Source organism: Pseudomonas sp. LBUM1661 (genome assembly GCF_059695925.1).
In genome coordinates this window covers 346,754-363,671 of record NZ_CP166794.1, presented here as the reverse complement: position 1 = coordinate 363,671, position 16,918 = coordinate 346,754, and the positions used below count along the sequence as shown (strand labels likewise).

At 60.9% G+C, this 16,918-nt stretch carries 12 protein-coding genes and 1 pseudogene; 3 read left to right on the top strand and 10 right to left on the bottom strand.

Annotated elements, in window-relative coordinates; translation table 11 throughout:
* Positions 1 to 34 precede the first annotated feature (34 nt).
* From ACA057_RS01730 to hutC, 4 genes are all read right to left on the bottom strand, one after another.
* Positions 35 to 1,507: a purine-cytosine permease family protein gene (locus ACA057_RS01730; RefSeq protein WP_497345467.1), complete on the bottom strand. Its 1,473-nt coding sequence runs from the start codon at positions 1,505 to 1,507 to the stop codon at positions 35 to 37.
* A 126-nt stretch (positions 1,508 to 1,633) separates the two neighbouring features.
* Positions 1,634 to 3,322 (bottom strand): urocanate hydratase, encoded by a 1,689-nt coding sequence (hutU, locus tag ACA057_RS01725; protein WP_497345465.1) that lies wholly within the window; start codon positions 3,320 to 3,322, stop codon positions 1,634 to 1,636.
* 468 nt (positions 3,323 to 3,790) lie between these two features.
* Positions 3,791 to 4,360, bottom strand: coding sequence for a HutD/Ves family protein (locus ACA057_RS01720; RefSeq protein ID WP_497345463.1), 570 nt, complete (start codon positions 4,358 to 4,360; stop codon positions 3,791 to 3,793).
* A gap of 10 nt (positions 4,361 to 4,370) precedes the next feature.
* Positions 4,371 to 5,039 (bottom strand): histidine utilization transcriptional repressor HutC, encoded by a 669-nt coding sequence (gene hutC / locus ACA057_RS01715; RefSeq protein WP_231987162.1) that lies wholly within the window; start codon positions 5,037 to 5,039, stop codon positions 4,371 to 4,373.
* Positions 5,040 to 5,239: 200 nt separating this feature from the next.
* Between hutC and ACA057_RS01710 the strand changes: the two genes are divergently transcribed.
* Positions 5,240 to 6,604, top strand: coding sequence for a formimidoylglutamate deiminase (locus ACA057_RS01710; RefSeq protein ID WP_497345461.1), 1,365 nt, complete (start codon positions 5,240 to 5,242; stop codon positions 6,602 to 6,604).
* A gap of 120 nt (positions 6,605 to 6,724) precedes the next feature.
* On the opposite strand, the gene ACA057_RS01705 is transcribed toward ACA057_RS01710, so the two are convergent.
* The gene (locus tag ACA057_RS01705; RefSeq protein ID WP_401359404.1) at positions 6,725 to 7,294 is read right to left on the bottom strand and encodes a lipocalin family protein; all 570 of its coding nucleotides are present in this window, start codon (positions 7,292 to 7,294) and stop codon (positions 6,725 to 6,727) included.
* Positions 7,295 to 7,325: 31 nt separating this feature from the next.
* Positions 7,326 to 7,580, bottom strand: coding sequence for a hypothetical protein (locus ACA057_RS01700; RefSeq protein ID WP_128872236.1), 255 nt, complete (start codon positions 7,578 to 7,580; stop codon positions 7,326 to 7,328).
* Positions 7,581 to 7,841: 261 nt separating this feature from the next.
* Here ACA057_RS01700 and ACA057_RS01695 point away from each other — a divergent pair.
* Positions 7,842 to 8,876: pseudogene (locus tag ACA057_RS01695) on the top strand (HAMP domain-containing protein); the annotation flags it as partial.
* A 93-nt stretch (positions 8,877 to 8,969) separates the two neighbouring features.
* Positions 8,970 to 9,734 (top strand): methyl-accepting chemotaxis protein, encoded by a 765-nt coding sequence (locus ACA057_RS01690; RefSeq protein ID WP_437180826.1) that lies wholly within the window; start codon positions 8,970 to 8,972, stop codon positions 9,732 to 9,734.
* Between the two features lie 117 nt (positions 9,735 to 9,851).
* Here ACA057_RS01690 and ACA057_RS01685 read toward each other — a convergent pair whose 3' ends face one another.
* The 4 genes from ACA057_RS01685 to ACA057_RS01670 all read right to left on the bottom strand — a co-directional run bounded on the left by ACA057_RS01685 (position 9,852) and on the right by ACA057_RS01670 (position 16,715).
* Positions 9,852 to 10,454: a DUF924 family protein gene (locus ACA057_RS01685; RefSeq protein ID WP_497345458.1), complete on the bottom strand. Its 603-nt coding sequence runs from the start codon at positions 10,452 to 10,454 to the stop codon at positions 9,852 to 9,854.
* 2 nt (positions 10,455 to 10,456) lie between these two features.
* A complete protein-coding gene (locus ACA057_RS01680) occupies positions 10,457 to 11,467 on the bottom strand; it encodes a class 1 fructose-bisphosphatase (protein WP_401359398.1) in 1,011 nt (336 codons plus the stop codon).
* Positions 11,468 to 11,769: 302 nt separating this feature from the next.
* Positions 11,770 to 13,146: a DUF3999 domain-containing protein gene (locus tag ACA057_RS01675; protein ID WP_497345456.1), complete on the bottom strand. Its 1,377-nt coding sequence runs from the start codon at positions 13,144 to 13,146 to the stop codon at positions 11,770 to 11,772.
* Complete coding sequence (locus ACA057_RS01670) at positions 13,143 to 16,715, bottom strand: DUF2339 domain-containing protein (protein WP_497345454.1); 3,573 nt, start codon at positions 16,713 to 16,715, stop codon at positions 13,143 to 13,145. The genes ACA057_RS01675 and ACA057_RS01670 overlap by 4 nt, the downstream gene beginning before the upstream one ends.
* Between the last annotated feature and the right edge of the window lie 203 nt (positions 16,716 to 16,918).

Here is a 16,918-nt window from a genome sequence, read left to right as displayed (position 1 = left end):
AGTCAAGAGGCATCCAGGCCCTGTCCACGTCCAATCAGGCCTGCGCCGCAACGCGACCGGCCCCGCTTGTTATAGGTGCTGCATTGCTGTCCTGCTCGACTGGCAGAATCAGATGATCGGGTACCGGGCTGTGCCATTTTTTCGCGCACACGTAATACAGGGCGGCGGGAATCACCAGGCCGATGATCCAGGAAATATCCACATCGCCCAGGGCCGCTACCAGCGGACCGGTGTAGAACTTGGTGGAGATGAACGGCAGTTGCACCAGCACACCGAAGACATAAACGCTGATACCCAGGGCGTTCCAACGGCCGTAGCGACCGTTCGGATCGGCCAGCGCCGGCACGTCATAGCGCTCGCGGGTGATGCAGTAGTAGTCCACCAGGTTGATTGCGCTCCAGGGCGTAAAGAAGGCGAGCAAGAACAGGATGAAGGACTTGAACGCACCGAGGAACGAGTGCTGACCGAGCAACGCCATCAAGGTCGCGGCACCGACGATGACCAGCACGAACACCAGACGCTGCAAGCGCGTGACTTTCAGATCACCACGGAAACCGCTGATGACGGTCGCAATGCACATGAAGCTGCCGTACGAGTTCAGCGTGGAGATGGTGACCTTGCCGAACGCGATGCTGAAGTACAGCAGCGCAGCGGTGGCACCGGTACCGCCCAAACCAACGATGTAGGCGACTTCGTGACCGGCAAATTGGCCGTTGGCCGATGCGGCCGCGAACACGCCGAGGATCATCGCCACCTGCGCGCCAATGACCGAACCTGCGCCAGCGGCGAAAAAGGTTTTCACCGAGGACGTCTTGCTCGGCAAGTAGCGTGAATAGTCAGCCACGTACGGGCCGAAGGCGATCTGCCAGGACGCCGCGAGCGAAACCGCGAGCAGGAAGCTGCTCCAGCTGAAGTGGCGGATTTGCAGGAGTGCGCCAACGTCCGTCTGGCTCATCAAACGACTGAACAGGTAAACGAAGGCAATCACACCAATGACACTGGCAATACGGCCAATCCAATGGATCACCCGATAACCGAGCACTGTGACCAGCACGATGACACTGGCGAAGATAAGGATCCCGACGCTGTCACTGACGCCAAACAACTGGCCCAGCGCCTGGCCGGAAAGCACGGTCCCCGTTGCGGTGAAACCGAGGTACATCAAACACACCAGCACGATCGGGATCGCCGCGCCATACACGCCGAACTGCACGCGACTGGAGATCATCTGCGGCAGGCCAAGCTTGGGCCCTTGCGCGGCATGCAACGCCATCACGCCACCGCCGAGCAGTTGGCCGATCAACAGACCGATCAACGACCAGAACACATCACCGCCCAGCACCACGGCCAAGGCCCCGGTGACAATCGCGGTGATTTGCAGGTTGGCACCCATCCACAGGGTGAACTGGCTTAACAGACGACCGTGTCTTTCCGCTTCCGGGATGTAGTCGATCGAACGTTTCTCGATCAACGGTTTACTGCCTGCACGTTCACTGTTAACCGCCATGATTCAACCTCTGTGGATTGTTAGTGGGTGATCCCTGTAGGAGCGAGGCTTGCCCGCGAAGGCGTCTTTCCTGACACACCGAGGTGCATCGGTTCGCGGGCAAGCCTCGCTCCTACAGGGCAAGCATTACTTGCCGGTGATCATCGGCAGGTTCAGGCCTTGTTCCTTGGCGCAGTCGATCGCGATCTGGTAACCCGCATCGGCGTGACGCATAACGCCGGTCGCCGGGTCGTTGTGCAGAACGCGAGCGATACGCTCGGCTGCTTCGTCAGTACCGTCGCAGACAATCACCATGCCCGAGTGCTGGGAGAAGCCCATGCCGACGCCGCCGCCGTGGTGCAGGGAAACCCAGGTCGCGCCGCTCGCGGTGTTGAGCAGAGCGTTGAGCAGCGGCCAGTCGGACACGGCATCGGAACCGTCCTGCATCGATTCGGTTTCGCGGTTCGGGCTGGCGACCGAGCCGGAGTCCAGGTGGTCGCGACCGATCACGATCGGTGCGGACAATTCGCCGCTGCGGACCATTTCGTTGAACGCCAGGCCGAGCTTGGCGCGCAGGCCCAGGCCAACCCAGCAGATACGTGCCGGCAGACCCTGGAAGCTGATGCGCTCGCGCGCCATGTCCAGCCAGTTGTGCAGGTGAGCGTCGTCCGGGATCAGTTCTTTTACTTTAGCGTCGGTCTTGTAGATGTCTTCAGCGTTACCCGACAGCGCAGCCCAACGGAACGGGCCGATGCCACGGCAGAACAGTGGACGGATGTAAGCCGGTACGAAACCTGGGAAGTCGAATGCGTTTTCCACGCCTTCTTCCTGAGCCATCTGACGGATGTTGTTGCCGTAGTCGAAGGTCGGAATGCCCATTTTCTGGAATTCGAGCATGGCTTTAACGTGCACGGCCATGGATTGCTTGGCGGCTTTGACCACGGCAGCAGGCTCGGTCTTGGCGCGAGCGCGGTACTCTTCCCAGGTCCAGCCGGCCGGCAGGTAACCGTTGAGTGGGTCGTGGGCGCTGGTCTGGTCGGTGACCATGTCCGGGCGAACGCCACGCTTGACCAGTTCCGGGAGAATTTCCGCCGCGTTGCCCAGCAGTGCGATGGAGATCGCCTTGCCTTCCTTGGTGTATTTCTCGATGCGGGCCAGCGCGTCGTCGAGGTCTTTGGCTTGCTCGTCGACATAACGGCTGTTCAGGCGGAAATCGATGCTCACCTGCTGGCATTCGATGTTCAGCGAGCAAGCGCCGGCCAGTGTCGCGGCCAGAGGTTGAGCACCGCCCATGCCGCCGAGGCCTGCGGTCAGGACCCAACGACCTTTGAGGTCATCGTTGTAGTGCTGGCGACCGGCTTCGACGAAGGTTTCGTAGGTGCCTTGAACGATGCCCTGGCTGCCGATGTAGATCCAGCTACCGGCGGTCATCTGGCCGTACATGGCCAGGCCTTTGGCGTCGAGTTCGTTGAAGTGCTCCCAGCTCGCCCAGTGCGGCACCAGGTTGGAGTTGGCGATCAGAACGCGCGGTGCGTTGCTGTGGGTCTTGAACACGCCGACCGGCTTGCCGGATTGCACCAGCAGGGTCTCGTCGTCGTTCAGGTTGGTCAGGCTTTCGACGATCTTGTCGTAGCATTCCCAGTTACGTGCCGCACGACCGATACCACCGTAAACCACCAGTTCTTTAGGGTTCTCGGCGACTTCAGGGTCGAGGTTGTTCATCAGCATGCGCAGCGGCGCTTCAGTCAGCCAGCTCTTCGCAGTCAGTTTGTTACCGCGTGCGGCACGAATTTCAACGTTACGGTACTTGGTAGGTTTCTGGGTATTGTCAGTCACGAAAAAGACTCCTCAGCGATCAATTCAAACCAACCCTGGCGGTGGGCAAGCCAGCCTGTGCGCCCAAAGCGTCACAAGCGAATCAGTGGACGCTGCGAGGAGTCTCGGTCGACTCATACGCATACGTCTTTACTTGTACATACAAGCATATGCAATCAAGCGGCCAACTTGTTGGATGGCTGTTCAAGAAAACTTTTGGAATGGCTGGAAAGCGCCTGAATCAAGGGTTCTGGCGTAGATGAAATTTTTCAGGGGGATTTTTCGGCGGGTGTGAGCGTTGTTACTTGAGCGTGGTTTTGCGCCACGCTGGGGCGTTCGGTAACAAGTTGGTGCGCGATGGGGAACGGGTTTGGGTAGCGAAAAGCTTCGCGGGCAAGCCTCGCACCTACAGGTTATTAGTCGTTCCCCCGATGGGAGATGGACATAAAACCTGTAGGAGCGAGGCTTGCCCGCGAAAGGGATGCTGGATCAGCGTGCGATCAGTTCAATCACGCAGCACGGGCCATTGCTGGAGATTTCCAGCAGCCTAGCGTTACCGTCGAGTTGCAGGCAATCATGGTGACCCAGTTGCGAAGCGCTGTTACCGACCTTCACTTCTAGCGACTCACTGACACTGAACACCAGTACAGTCTCGGCGTCGCTGAAAAACCGCTGCTCGTCGTCCAGCCACTGCAACCGCGCGCTATAACGCTGCGGCGCGTAAATCAGGTTGAAGTCGCGGATCGGTCCGCCCAGCAAGGTGCACGACACCTGACTCTCACCGCTGAAGGCGAACGGATCGATCGGTAACAAGGGCCGCGTGGCCTGGCCATCCACCGACAAGGTCATGCCATCGCCTTGCAGCACGGTAATCACCCGCTCGTAACCGGCGAAGGTGGAAAACCCGCCCGACTCGCCAATGTCGGCAATCGACAGGCGCCAGCCGAAACCTTCAAGGCCGGTGCCGGCATCGCGGGTGATTTCTTCAGTGCTGCCGCCGCCGTTTTTCCACGGCATGCGCGGGTAGTCTTTTGCGCGTAAAACCTTCAACTCACTCATTTATGGCTCTCTATTTATGAAACCGTCCTTCCAGACGATGACGGGAACCGGGGTGGATCAAACGGGCGGCGGTCACCGGCTGACGGCCGGACCAGGTGCGGCGACGAATCAGCAGACACGGCTCGCCCTTTTCGATCTGCAGTAATTTGCACTCGCTGGCCTCAGCCAGAATCGCCTCGACCACGTGCTCGCCTTCGGTCAGAGGTGCGACCTGGTTCAGGTAGGCGTATGGCGTTTGCAGGGTGAAATCCTGCTTGAGGTAGTCCGGAGCGACCAGCGCGTTGACGAAACGGTCTTCGATTTGCACCGGGATATCGTTTTCGAAATGCACGATCAGCGAGTGGAACACCTTCTGGCCTTCGCGCATGTCCAGGGCCAGTGCGCGCTCGGAACCGGCGGCCTCTTCTTCCAGGGTGATCACCTTGCAGGTGTGGCGATGGCCACGGGAGGCGATTTCGTCGGCGATATTGTGCACTTCAAACAAAGCGGACTGGCTTTTCGGTTCCGCGACGAAGGTGCCGACGCCTTGCATACGCACCAGCAAACCGTCGGCGGTCATCTCGCGCAGAGCGCGGTTGATGGTCATGCGGCTGAAGCCCAACTGGCTGACCAGCTCACTTTCCGACGGAACGCGGTAGTGCGGCGGCCAGTTTCCACTGTCGATTTGCTGGGTGATCATTTGTTTGACGCGGGCGTACAAGGGCGCCGGACTGTCGCCCAGATTGGCGCTCAGATTGGCATTCGGCGGCAATGTGGCAGGCGGAGTTGGCACGGTGGATCCTTGTTCGTTGAGAAGAGATTGCTAGCTTGCCGGAGTTTACCGAGCAGGCAAACGTCTGTATATGTATATACAAATAACACACGATGGGGTGCTGAACCATGTCCGCCTTCTTTGCCGAACGCGCGCTGCTGCCTAGTGGATGGGCCAACAATGTACGTCTTGAGGTCAGCGCCGACGGCGTTTTGACCCATATCCAGGCCGATTCCACTGCAGATGGCGCCGAACGGCTAAGCGGCCCGCTGCTGCCGGGTATGCCGAATCTGCACTCCCACGCCTTCCAGCGGGCCATGGCCGGGCTGGCGGAAGTGGCGGGTAATCCGAACGACAGTTTCTGGACCTGGCGCGATTTGATGTATCGCCTCGTCGGAAAAATCAGCCCGGACCAGCTCGGCGTCATTGCCCGTCAGCTGTACATCGAAATGCTCAAGGCCGGTTACACCTCGGTCGCGGAATTTCATTACGTGCACCACGACACCAGCGGCCAACCGTACGCCGACCCGGCCGAACTGGCGCTGCGCATCAGCCAGGCTGCCAGTTCCGCTGGTATCGGCCTGACTCTGCTGCCGGTGCTGTACAGCCATTCCGGTTTCGGCGGCCAGACCCCGAACGACGGCCAGCGCCGCTTTATCAACAGCACCGAAAACTACCTCAAGCTGCAGTCGCGCTTGCAGCCGATCCTGGCGCAGCAACCGGCGCAGTCGCTGGGCCTGTGTTTTCACTCGTTGCGCGCGGTCACACCGCAGCAGATCAGCGAAGTGCTGGCGGCCAGCGACCAGCAGTGCCCGGTGCACATTCACATCGCCGAACAGCAGAAAGAAGTCGATGACTGCCTGAACTGGAGCGGTCGCCGCCCGCTGCAATGGCTGTACGAAAATACCGACGTCGACCAACGCTGGTGCCTGGTCCACGCGACCCACGCCAACCCGGAAGAAGTCACGCTGATGGCCCAGAGTCGCGCCATCGCCGGTTTGTGCCTGACCACCGAAGCCAACCTCGGCGACGGGATTTTCCCGGCGGTGGATTTCCTCGCGCAGGGCGGGCGCATGGGTATCGGTTCCGACAGCCATGTGTCGTTGAGCGTGGTCGAAGAATTGCGCTGGCTGGAATACGGCCAGCGTCTGCGCGATCAGCGGCGTAATCGTTTGTATGGCGCCGATCAGCCGATGGTCGGCCGCACGTTGTACGACGCCGCGCTGGATGGCGGGGCTCAGGCGTTGGGGCAGCCGATTGGCGCACTGGAAGTCGGCAAGCGCGCCGATTGGCTGGTGCTGGACGGCAACGATCCGTACCTGGCAACGGCCAGCGGTGACGGGATTCTCAATCGCTGGTTGTTTGCCGGTGGCGATCGCCAGGTGCGGGATGTGCTGGTCAATGGCCAGTGGGTCGTGCGCGACGGGCGCCATGCCGGCGAAGAAGAGAGCAACCGCGCGTTCACCCAAGTCCTGCGCGACCTTCTGGGCTAACGCAAAACAAAATGTGGGAGCGAGCCTGCTCGCGATAGGGCCATCAGATTCAACAGAAGTGTTGACTGATACTCCGCTATCGCGAGCAGGCTCGCTCCCACATTTGTTTTCTACTAGCCGTCAGTTCGAGGTCTTGGCCATCTGCGTATCCGACGCACGCCAGATCAGTCGCGTGGTGTCGTAGCCTTGCTGACGCGCCTTGCTCAGCAGCTCTTCACGCACTACACCATTGACCGTCGGGGTCCGTGACAGCAGCCACAGATATCGACGGCTAGGGTCGCCAACGATCGCGGTCTTGTAGTCATCGCTGACGTACAACACCCAGTATTCCCCTTTCGCCACACCCGGCAGCAATCGCGAGAACCAGGTATCGAACTCGACCCACAACTTGTCGGTCTTGCCCGGTACTTGTGGATAAGCCGTGCCCTTGGCTTCTTCCCACTGCCACTGCGGCGTCAGGCAGCGGTTCAATACCGCGATATTACCGTCAGGCAAGAGCGTGTAATGGGCTTCAGATTGCGCGCAGTTGCGCTGGAAATACATCGGCAGACGGGCCAATTCGTACCAGGTCCCTTGGTACTTCTTGAGGTTGACGCTGTTGACGGTCTTGGGCGCCAACGGATCATTGCCAGACGTGGCACAGCCGGCCAGTACCAGGCCGGCAAAAAGTAACATCAATAACCGCTTCATTGTTTTTCTCCCGTGGGCGTATAGCCCCGGTTTACTTCAGGCCTTGGCCGGAAAACATCAGCACTTTGTCACCGGCGTACTGCACGCTGATAAAGCTGTTCTTGTCGCCCCAGGTGCAACTGGACATGCCGAGCGCGCCCGAACAGTCGGCGGGTTTACCCAGCAAGGTTTCTACCTCGGCCTTGGGCATGCCGGCCGACAGTTTGGAATAGTTTTCCTGATTGACCTTGCTGCACGCAGCCAACAACACGCAGAACGAAAGCAGGGCAATAGATCGCAGCGACATGGTGTAGCTCCTGGGGCGAAGGGGAATGGCATGTCTGCCAAGCAGAAGCTTAGAAGAGAAAACCCCTGTCTGGTTCCCTGACAGCCCGGCTATTTATTAGGCCGCTCGTCTGCCTTTTGCCGAAAAATCAGCCACTTTCTTTCGCTGTTGAGTATTTCGTCGTTTTTCGCAACAGACGCCTAATCTTTGGCGCGGGCCTGTCGACATAAATGCAACGCAAGACGCTCTTGTTGACCAGCCCCCTCCGCGGTAGCGCATTTAATGACCAGAAACATGAAGTTCAGCCACAAGATCTTGTCGGCTGCTGCCCTCGTAGTGGCGGTTGCATTCGCTTGTTTCATCCTGTTTAACGACTACCGGCAGCGCCAGACCCTGCGCAGCAGTACCGAATCGTCGATGCAGGAACTCGGCAGCCTGACCACCAGCAACATCCAGACCTGGCTGGAAAGCCGCATCCAGTTGCTGCAATCGTTGTCCCAGCAGATTGCCGTGGACGGCAGCGCCCAGGCCAATCTCAAACGCGCGATCGACCTGCCGGCCTACACCAGCAACTTTCAGTTGAGCTACTTCGGTGGCACCGACGGCGTGATGTTCTCGATCCCGGCCGGCAATCGCGCCGCCGACTACGACCCACGCGCCCGTGGCTGGTACAAGGCGGCCAACAGTGCGCAACAGACCATCGTCACCGAACCGTACATCGCCGCTTCGTCCGGCAAACTGGTGATCACCGTGGCCACGCCGGTGAAGCACGAGAGCCAGATGATCGGCGTTGCCGGCGCAGACATCGACCTGTCCAGCGTCAGCGCGATCATCAACTCGCTGAACTTCGGCGGTCACGGTCATGCGTTTATCGTCGGCGCAGACGGCAAAATCCTGATCCACCCGGACAGCAAACTGGTGCTCAAGAGCCTGGCCGACGCCTACCCCAACGGTGCGCCGAAAGTCAGCCCGGGCATGAAAGAGGTCGAGATCGACGGCAAGAGCCAGTTCATCTCCTTCACTCACGTCAACGGCGTGCCGTCGGCGGACTGGTACGTGGCGCTGGTGCTCGATCAAGACACCGCGTTCTCGATGCTCAGCGAGTTCCGCACCTCAGCCATCATCGCCATGGTCATCGCCGTGGTGATCATCATTGCGCTGCTGGGCATGTTGATCAGTTTCCTGATGCAGCCGCTGCTGACCATGGGCCGCGCCATGCATGACATCGCCGAAGGCGAAGGTGACCTGACCAAACGCCTGACCATTCATGGCCACGACGAATTCGGTGCCTTGGGCACCTCGTTCAACCGCTTTGTGGAACGTATCCATACGTCGATTACCGAAGTGGCCTCGGCCACCGGCCAGGTCAACGAAGTCGCCTTGCGTGTGGTGGCGGCGTCGAACTCATCGATGTTCAACTCCGACCAGCAAGCCTCGCGCACCAGCAGCGTGGCCGCAGCGATCAACGAACTGGGCGCCGCCGCCCAGGAAATCGCCCAGAACGCCGCCCTCGCCTCCCAGCATTCCAGCGATGCCCGGGCCTTGGCCGAAGACGGTCAGCACGTGGTGGATAAAACCATCGCGGCGATGCAGCAGCTGTCGGCGAAAATCAGCGACTCGTGCGGCAACATCGAGACGCTCAACAGCAACACCGTCAACATCGGGCAGATTCTGGAAGTGATCACCAGCATCTCGCAGCAGACCAACCTGTTGGCGCTCAACGCCGCGATTGAAGCCGCGCGGGCCGGTGAAGCCGGGCGCGGTTTCGCCGTGGTCGCGGACGAGGTACGCAACCTCGCCCACCGCACCCAGGATTCGGCGCAGCAAGTGCAGAAGATGATCGAGGAACTGCAAGTCGGCGCCCGCGAAGCGGTCAGCACCATGACCGACAGCCAGCGCCAGAGCGAAAGCAGCGTCGGCATCGCCAACCAGGCCGGCGAACGCCTGGGCAGCGTGACCCAGCGTATCGGCGAAATCGACGGCATGAACCAATCCGTGGCGACGGCGACCGAAGAACAGACGGCTGTGGTGGAGTCGATCAACGTCGACATCACCGAGATCAACACGCTGAACCAGGAAGGTGTGGAGAACTTGCAGTCGACCTTGCGCGCGTGCGCTGACCTTGAACAGCAGGCGGCGCGGTTGAAGCAGTTGGTGGGTAGTTTCAGGATCTAAAGTGCTGCCACTGGCACAATCGCTAGCAGGCTAGCTCCCACAGGGGATTTGTGAATGCCACCGATCAAATGTGGGAGCCAGCCTGCTGGCGATGGCGGCATCGGCCGCCCCAAAAAACTAAAACCGTGAACCCGGCGTCGAAAGAAACACCAATTCCTCAGCCGTAGATTCCCTTCCCAACACCGCATTCCTATGCGGGAACCGCCCAAACCGCGCAATCACCTGCTGATGCTTCTCGGCGTAATTCAGGTAATCGGTAAACAGCGCTCGATCCGTTTCCGGCTGTTGTGCCACCAGGTCGATGTAGCGGGAAACCGCCTCGTTTTGCACCGCAAGATTCTCGCAATGCTCAAACACCAGGTAGATAAACACGCGTTGAATCGGCTGTAACTGCCGATCGAAATCTGCAGCGATGCCTTGCGCCACCAGCGCCTGGGCCCGGAGATCACCGGCAAAGGATTTGGGAGTGTCGCGAAAGATCATTCGCGGGATTTGGTCGAGTAGCAGCACCAGGGCCAGCCAACCTTCGGGGCGTTGCGCCCACTCGGTCAATCCGCCGGCCAGTGCCTGCTCGACCCAGTCCCCGAAACGCGTGCGCGCTTCGAGGTCCTGGCTGTCGCGCTTGCCGAACCACAACTTGCCCTTGTCAGCCGCCACTTCTTTTGAGGATTCGGAAGTTCCAAACCACCATTCGAGCAACGGCTGCCAGGGCGCTGTCATGTTTATTCCTTGTGGTAAGCCGTGACGCGTTCGACTTCTTCTTTCGAGCCGAGGAACACCGCGACACGCTGGTGCAAGCCGTCAGGCTTGATGTCGAGGATGCGCTGATGGCCATCGGTGGAAGCGCCGCCGGCCTGTTCAACCAGGAACGACATCGGGTTGGCTTCGTACATCAGGCGCAGCTTGCCCGGTTTGGACGGCTCGCGGCTGTCGCGTGGGTACATGAACAGACCGCCACGGGTCAGGATGCGGTGCACGTCCGCGACCATCGCGGCGACCCAGCGCATGTTGTAGTTCTTTTTCAGCGGGCCTTCTTCGCCCGCCAGCAATTCGCCGACGTAGCGTTGGACCGGCGCTTCCCAGTGACGTTGGTTGGACGCGTTGATCGCGAATTCCTGGGTGGTTTCCGGGATCTTGATGTCTTCGTGGGTCAGCACGAAGCTGCCCATTTCACGGTCCAGGGTGAAGCCTTTCACGCCATCGCCCAGGGTCAGGATCAACATGGTCTGTGGACCGTAGATCGCGTAACCGGCCGCCACTTGCTCGGTGCCAGGCTGCAGGAAGGCCTTTTCGTTCAAGGGCTCGTTCTGGCTCAGGTATTCGCTCGGGCAACGCAGCACCGAGAAGATCGTACCGACCGGCGCGTTGATATCGATGTTCGACGAACCGTCCAGTGGGTCAAACACCAGCAGGTACGCGCCTTTCGGGTATTTGCCCGGGATCTGGTAGGCGTTGTCCATTTCTTCGGACGCCATGCCGGCCAGGTGACCGCCCCATTCGTTGGCTTCGAGCAGGATCTCGTTGGAGATCACGTCGAGTTTCTTCTGCACTTCACCTTGAACGTTTTCAGTGCCCATGCTGCCCAGAACACCACCGAGGGCGCCTTTGGACACGGCGTGGTTGATCTCTTTGCAAGCACGCGCCACCACTTCGATCAGGAAACGCAGATCGGCAGGGGTGTTATTGCTACGGGTCTGCTCAATCAAATAGCGACTCAGGGTAACGCGGGACATGGAAGGCTCCGGTGGATTGGGGGCTAAAAACCCGCGCAGTTTAGCGCGAGTCGGGGCGCATTTCCTCCTATCAGACGTGATCCGCCCAATAGAGTTCATGCGCCGGGAAGAGCGTAGTTCGAAATGGACGGGATGTGGGTCAAGGATGGGTGGCAGTTTCGAGATTTTTTTTGCCTGATAGACCGCCTTCGCGAGCAAGCCCGCTCCCTCATTGGATCTGCAGTGAACGCAAAATTTGTGAACACCAGAGATCAAATGTGGGAGCGGGCTTGCTCGCGAATGGTGCGCAGCGCCAGCCATTCTCAGGATTTAGTGGCCGGTTTGCGCAACAGGCTGAACGCCATCGCCCCCAGGAACAAAACACTCAGCAACAACACCGCCCACAACCCGAATTTCTTCCAGTTCGTGTCATTGGTCGCAGCCGTTGTCACCGGCGACACCGGCGTGATGGCAACCGCCCCGCTATCAACCTCAGCCTTGCCCAGTGCCGCCCATTTCGCCGCGCTGTAATCCGGGATCAACATCGACAGCGGCAGGTTCGCCGCCTTCACCGTCGCACTCCCCAGCGCCAGCGTGTAAGGACCTGCGCCGCGCGCCAGGAACACCAATTGCGTCGAACGCACGGCAAACCGAACCGTCGGTGCCTCTTCGCCGAGGCCTCCGCCGCGCTCGTCCACGGTCAGTTTCAACTGCTGCACGGTCTGCCCCGGCAGCTGCAATTCGTTCTGCACCACATCCTGGCCATTCTGGGTCAGGCGATAGAGCAAACCACTGCTCAGCGCCTGCCACGGCAGGCTGCTTTCCCGACGACCGGCCAACGTCACCGGCGCCAGGCTGTTGGGTTGACTCAACTCGACCTGCAAGCGTTCGACGTGCAAGCCCATCGGCAATTGCCAGGTGTATTCACCGGCCTTCACACGGCTGCCGGCCAACGGTTGCGACCAGACCAACGGCAGCGGCAGGCTGCGGCTGCTGGCGCTTTCCAGTTGCGCCGAGGTCAGCACCGGCGCCGATTGTGGCGTGCTCCACAGCAGGCGCAAATAACGCGCCGATTGCCCCGGCAAGCCGACTTCATGCTGCTCGACCCGCTCGTCGGCGAACGTCAGCCGCGCCACTTGCCCTTCGCCCCAGGACTGCCAATTCTGCAAGTCGTCGCTGGCTTCAATGCTGAAACGCTGGAAGCCGTCGCGCTCACTGGTCCAGTCGAGGATCAACTGCTGCAACGGTGCCTTGATCCCACTGGCGTCGAGCAACCAGCCGCGCAGCACTTCTTCGCCCGCCTCCAACTGGCTGGACGGCTGCACTTCGACCAGCGTGCCATTGGCACTCGATTGCACGCGCACGCTGGGCGCGCGTTCGGTGTCGTCCGCCGAGTTGTACAGCGGAAACCATTTCACGTCGGTCAGCGTGCGGTTTTCGCTGGTCTGCGCGGATTCCCGCGCCAGGGCGTAGGCCTGAGCCTCTCCCACAGCGTTGAAGACGCGCACGTCGCTCAGGTCGGTTTGCCGCGCATTCAGTTGCACGGCCAAGGGCAATTCGAGGCGATACCACGGGCCTTCGCCGGTCACGGTCAACGGCACCTGAGTGCTGAAGTCCGCCGGTTTTTCCTGGGCACCGGCCGACAACGCCACACCCATTGCAACTGCGCCCAACCAGTTCAGGTTCAGCTTCTGACTCAAGATGACACTCCTTCGGTTTCCGGGGCCGGTTTATCAGCCTGCGGCACAGCGTCGGCGCGCTTGGGCGGCAACGGGGCGAAATAGCCCACCACCAGCAGCAACACGCCAACGCCGATAAACGACACGATCCGGGCGAGGCCGCCGCGGTTACTCAATTCAACGAAGAACAGTTTGGCCACCACGACGCCGATCAGCGCCGCGCCGATCAGCCAGACTTCGCGGCGATGACGCAAATGGCCGCCGATCATCAGACTCAGCGCCATCAAGGTCCAGACGATGGACAGACCGGCCTGCACCAGCATCGATTCAAGCAACGCATCCAATTCGAACGGCACGCTGCCCCAATGGTGAGCGGTGCGCATCACCAGTGCGGTGAAGAACACGAACAGCGAGACGCCGGCGATCAGTTGCGTGGCATTTTCGGCGTAGTCCTTGCGGATCGCCAGTTGCGTTACGGCACTGCGGGACCACGCGTAAACACCGAACAACGCGAACAGCAGGCCCAACTCCAGCGGGTTGATCAATGGCACGTAGGGCAGCGGCTCGGCCGTGCCGTCGCTGACGATGTTCGACAGCCAGAACCAGCCGAGCATCAACACCGCCAGCGGCGCCGCTGCATACAGGCGATATTCGCGAGGATAAGCCGACACCGGCCATGGCCAGTTGCGCGGCGCAGCCATCAACACCAGATACAGGCTTGGCAGAATCGCCCAGCCCAACCAGCGCCACGCGTTGTACTGCTCGGACAACAAAAGCAAGCCGTAACGCAACTCCAGCGCCAGCACGCCGATCAACAGCCAGCAGCCGAGCACGTGGGCAGTACTGAGCGCGCGCGCCGGCAGACTCGGCGCCAGACGCCGCAGGGAGATGAAATGCACGACGAACACCGCCGCCCACGCCAGCCAGCCAACGTTGGCCGCCGGGTGGTAACGCGAATGCCACGCGGCGACCAATACCAGGCCCGCCGCCGGCATCAATAAAGTGCAGAGCAAGCCCAGCGCCGACCATTTCAATCGCAGTGCCAACACCGTCCACAACGCGACGCTCAGCGCCGCGACAGCCAGCAACAAGGTCGCTTGCAGATTCAACGGCGCAAATCGCAGCACTTCACTGATCCACGCCAACGCCCACCAACCCGCGCCCCAGACCAGCAGCACCTCGGACAACCTCTGCAAACTCAACGCATCGAAGGCCGTGGCGTGAGTGCCGAGCTGCAAGCGCCAGGCGCCGACGAACGCGGCCAGGCCCAGCACCCACGGTGTCCAGAAACCGCTGTGCGCCAATGGGCGCAAACCTTCGCTGGCCAACGGCCCGAGCAGGTCCGGCCCGGCCAGCAGGAACGCCGCACCGCCAATCACCTGCAACAGCAGACCGAAGACAAAACTCACGCGCTGCTTGAGGTACAAACTGAGCCAGATGATGAACAAACCACTGGCTGCCCACACTGCGCTCGCGGTTTGCCAGGGCAGGACGAACAGCACCGCCAGGTTGATCAGCACCAGTCCGGCGAGCAGCACTACCGACAAGCCGCGCAACAGCCGAATGTCGCTGCGGACCATTTCATCGCGAGCCGCCAGCAACATGCCCGCGATCAGCGCCAGGCCGATCAAGGACGCGCTGAGCAAGCCGCTCCAACCGGCGCTGAACACGGCGCCGGAGTCAGCGCTCGAACCTTGCAAGCGAAGCAGGAACAACGCGCCACCCAGCAGCTGCACGGCAAACGCAGTGAACAGGAACGTGCGCGATTGCAGGCGCAGGCCGACGAACAGCGTCACCAACCCCGCCAGCGCCCAACTGATCGCCGTGCCGTGGGTGAAGAAGAACAACGGTGCCAGCAGATAAAGGAAGGTCAGACCAAGACAGGCCAACACCGGCAGGCCTTTGCGTTCCCACGGCGAGGTCTGTTCGGGCAACGCTTTGCGCAATTGGTAGAAACTGAACAACAACGCCACGCCGAGCATCAATGCGCCGAGCGGCGCCCCTTCCAGCAGGCTGCTATCGCCACTACGCAATTCACTGAGGAACGCCAGCGCCGAACCCAGTTGCAGCAGCAAAGCGAAGGCGCGCGCCAGCGGTCGTTGCTGGCGCAGGCCGAGCCAGAAGATCCCCGCGCCCTCCACTGCCCAGGCCGCCGACGTCCAGCGCGCATCCAGCCCTAATGGAATCGCCAGGCTGGCGAAAATCACGCCCAGTGCCAGACAGGTTTCCGCCAGCAGCAACGCGCGACCGCCCATCAGCAGGCGCGCCAGGCCCATGTAGATCATGCCCAACGCCAGCGCGCTGAAAGCGGCGGCGAATTCCAGATGTTGCACCAGCGCGAACTGCAAACCGAAGCCGACGATGGGCGGACCAAACAGCATCGTGCCGTCGACGTAATCACCCTTGCGCGCCGACCAGCGCAGCAATGCTTCGCGGCTGCCATCCTCTGGCGCGTCGCTCATTTCCAGCAGCTTGCGCCGGGTAAACAGCAGGCCGATGGCCAGATACATCAGGAAAAACAGGATCAGGAACGGCTCGGTGCTCCACAGCAGTTCCGGCGTATAGGAGCGCAAACCCCAGGCGAAACCGATGCCGAAGGTGCCGACAAAACCGATCAGGTTGAGCAGACGCCAGGCCTTGAACCACGCAATCGCGAGGATGCCGGCATTGAGCAAGGCGAAGTAGCTGAACAGCGCGACATGGTTGCCGGCGCCGGTGGAAGTCAAAATCGGAGCGGCGAAACCGCCCAGTGCCGCAGCGGCGGCGAGGCCCAATGCATCCTGGGTGATGGCGAGAATCGCCGAGAACACCGTCACCGCGACCAGCAAGCCCAATGCCGCCGAAGGGTCGAGCAGCGGATGCAGTCGCATCGCGGCAAACACCGTCAGGTACAACACCGCGATCCCGGTGCCTTGCAGCATCAAGGCGTAATGGTTGTTGCGGGTTCTGAGCCACCAACCCAATCCCAGCAGGCCTAACGCGGCCGCTGCAACACCGGCGTAACGCAATTCGATCGGCACCACCATGCCTTCGGTGGCGTAACGCAGCAGGAACGCCAAACCGAGGAACAACAACACCACACCCACCCGCAGCACGGTGTTGCCGCCAAACAGCCAGGCGCGGGCGCCGCTGATGGCGCGATCGATGAAATTGGGGCCGCGAGGGGCGGCGGGCGCTTGCGGTTCGCGAGCGACCGGTTCGGGTTTCCAGGCATCCACCGGCAGTGGCCGACTGGTTTCGGTGGCGGCGACGGTTATCGGTTCGAGTTCAGGAGGAAGGTCCCAGATCAATTCCGGGGCTTCGACGGGTATTTCATCAAGAATGAATTCAGGCGTCGGGACAGGCTCGCTGGCTTCAGGCGCCTTGACGCCGGACACCTCCAGCAACGCCAGACGCTGCTCGACCGCACCCAGCGCAACCTGGGCCGATTGAAGCTGACGTTGTTGCTCGGCGGCCTGAGCAACCAAGCGGCCGATGCGAAGGGTCTGGCCGATGCCCAACCCGAGCAGCGCGCCTAACAGCGCATCGCTGAACGACTCATCGAGTATCCAGCCCAGCACCAGCCCTATCAGCATGAACATCCATTGCATGGTCGATATCCCTAAGCGGCCCATTGCCTTGTAGCGTCTGCGCTGACGTCATTCGCGGGCAAGCCTCGCTCCTACAGAAATACGCGATCCCTGTAGGAGCGAGGCTTGCCCGCGAATGAGCGCGCAGCGCTCACTGAAACTGGTGCTTAGTATATCGATCAGGCCCAACGGCCGTCGGGCCTTGCGCACATTTGTCGCTAAAA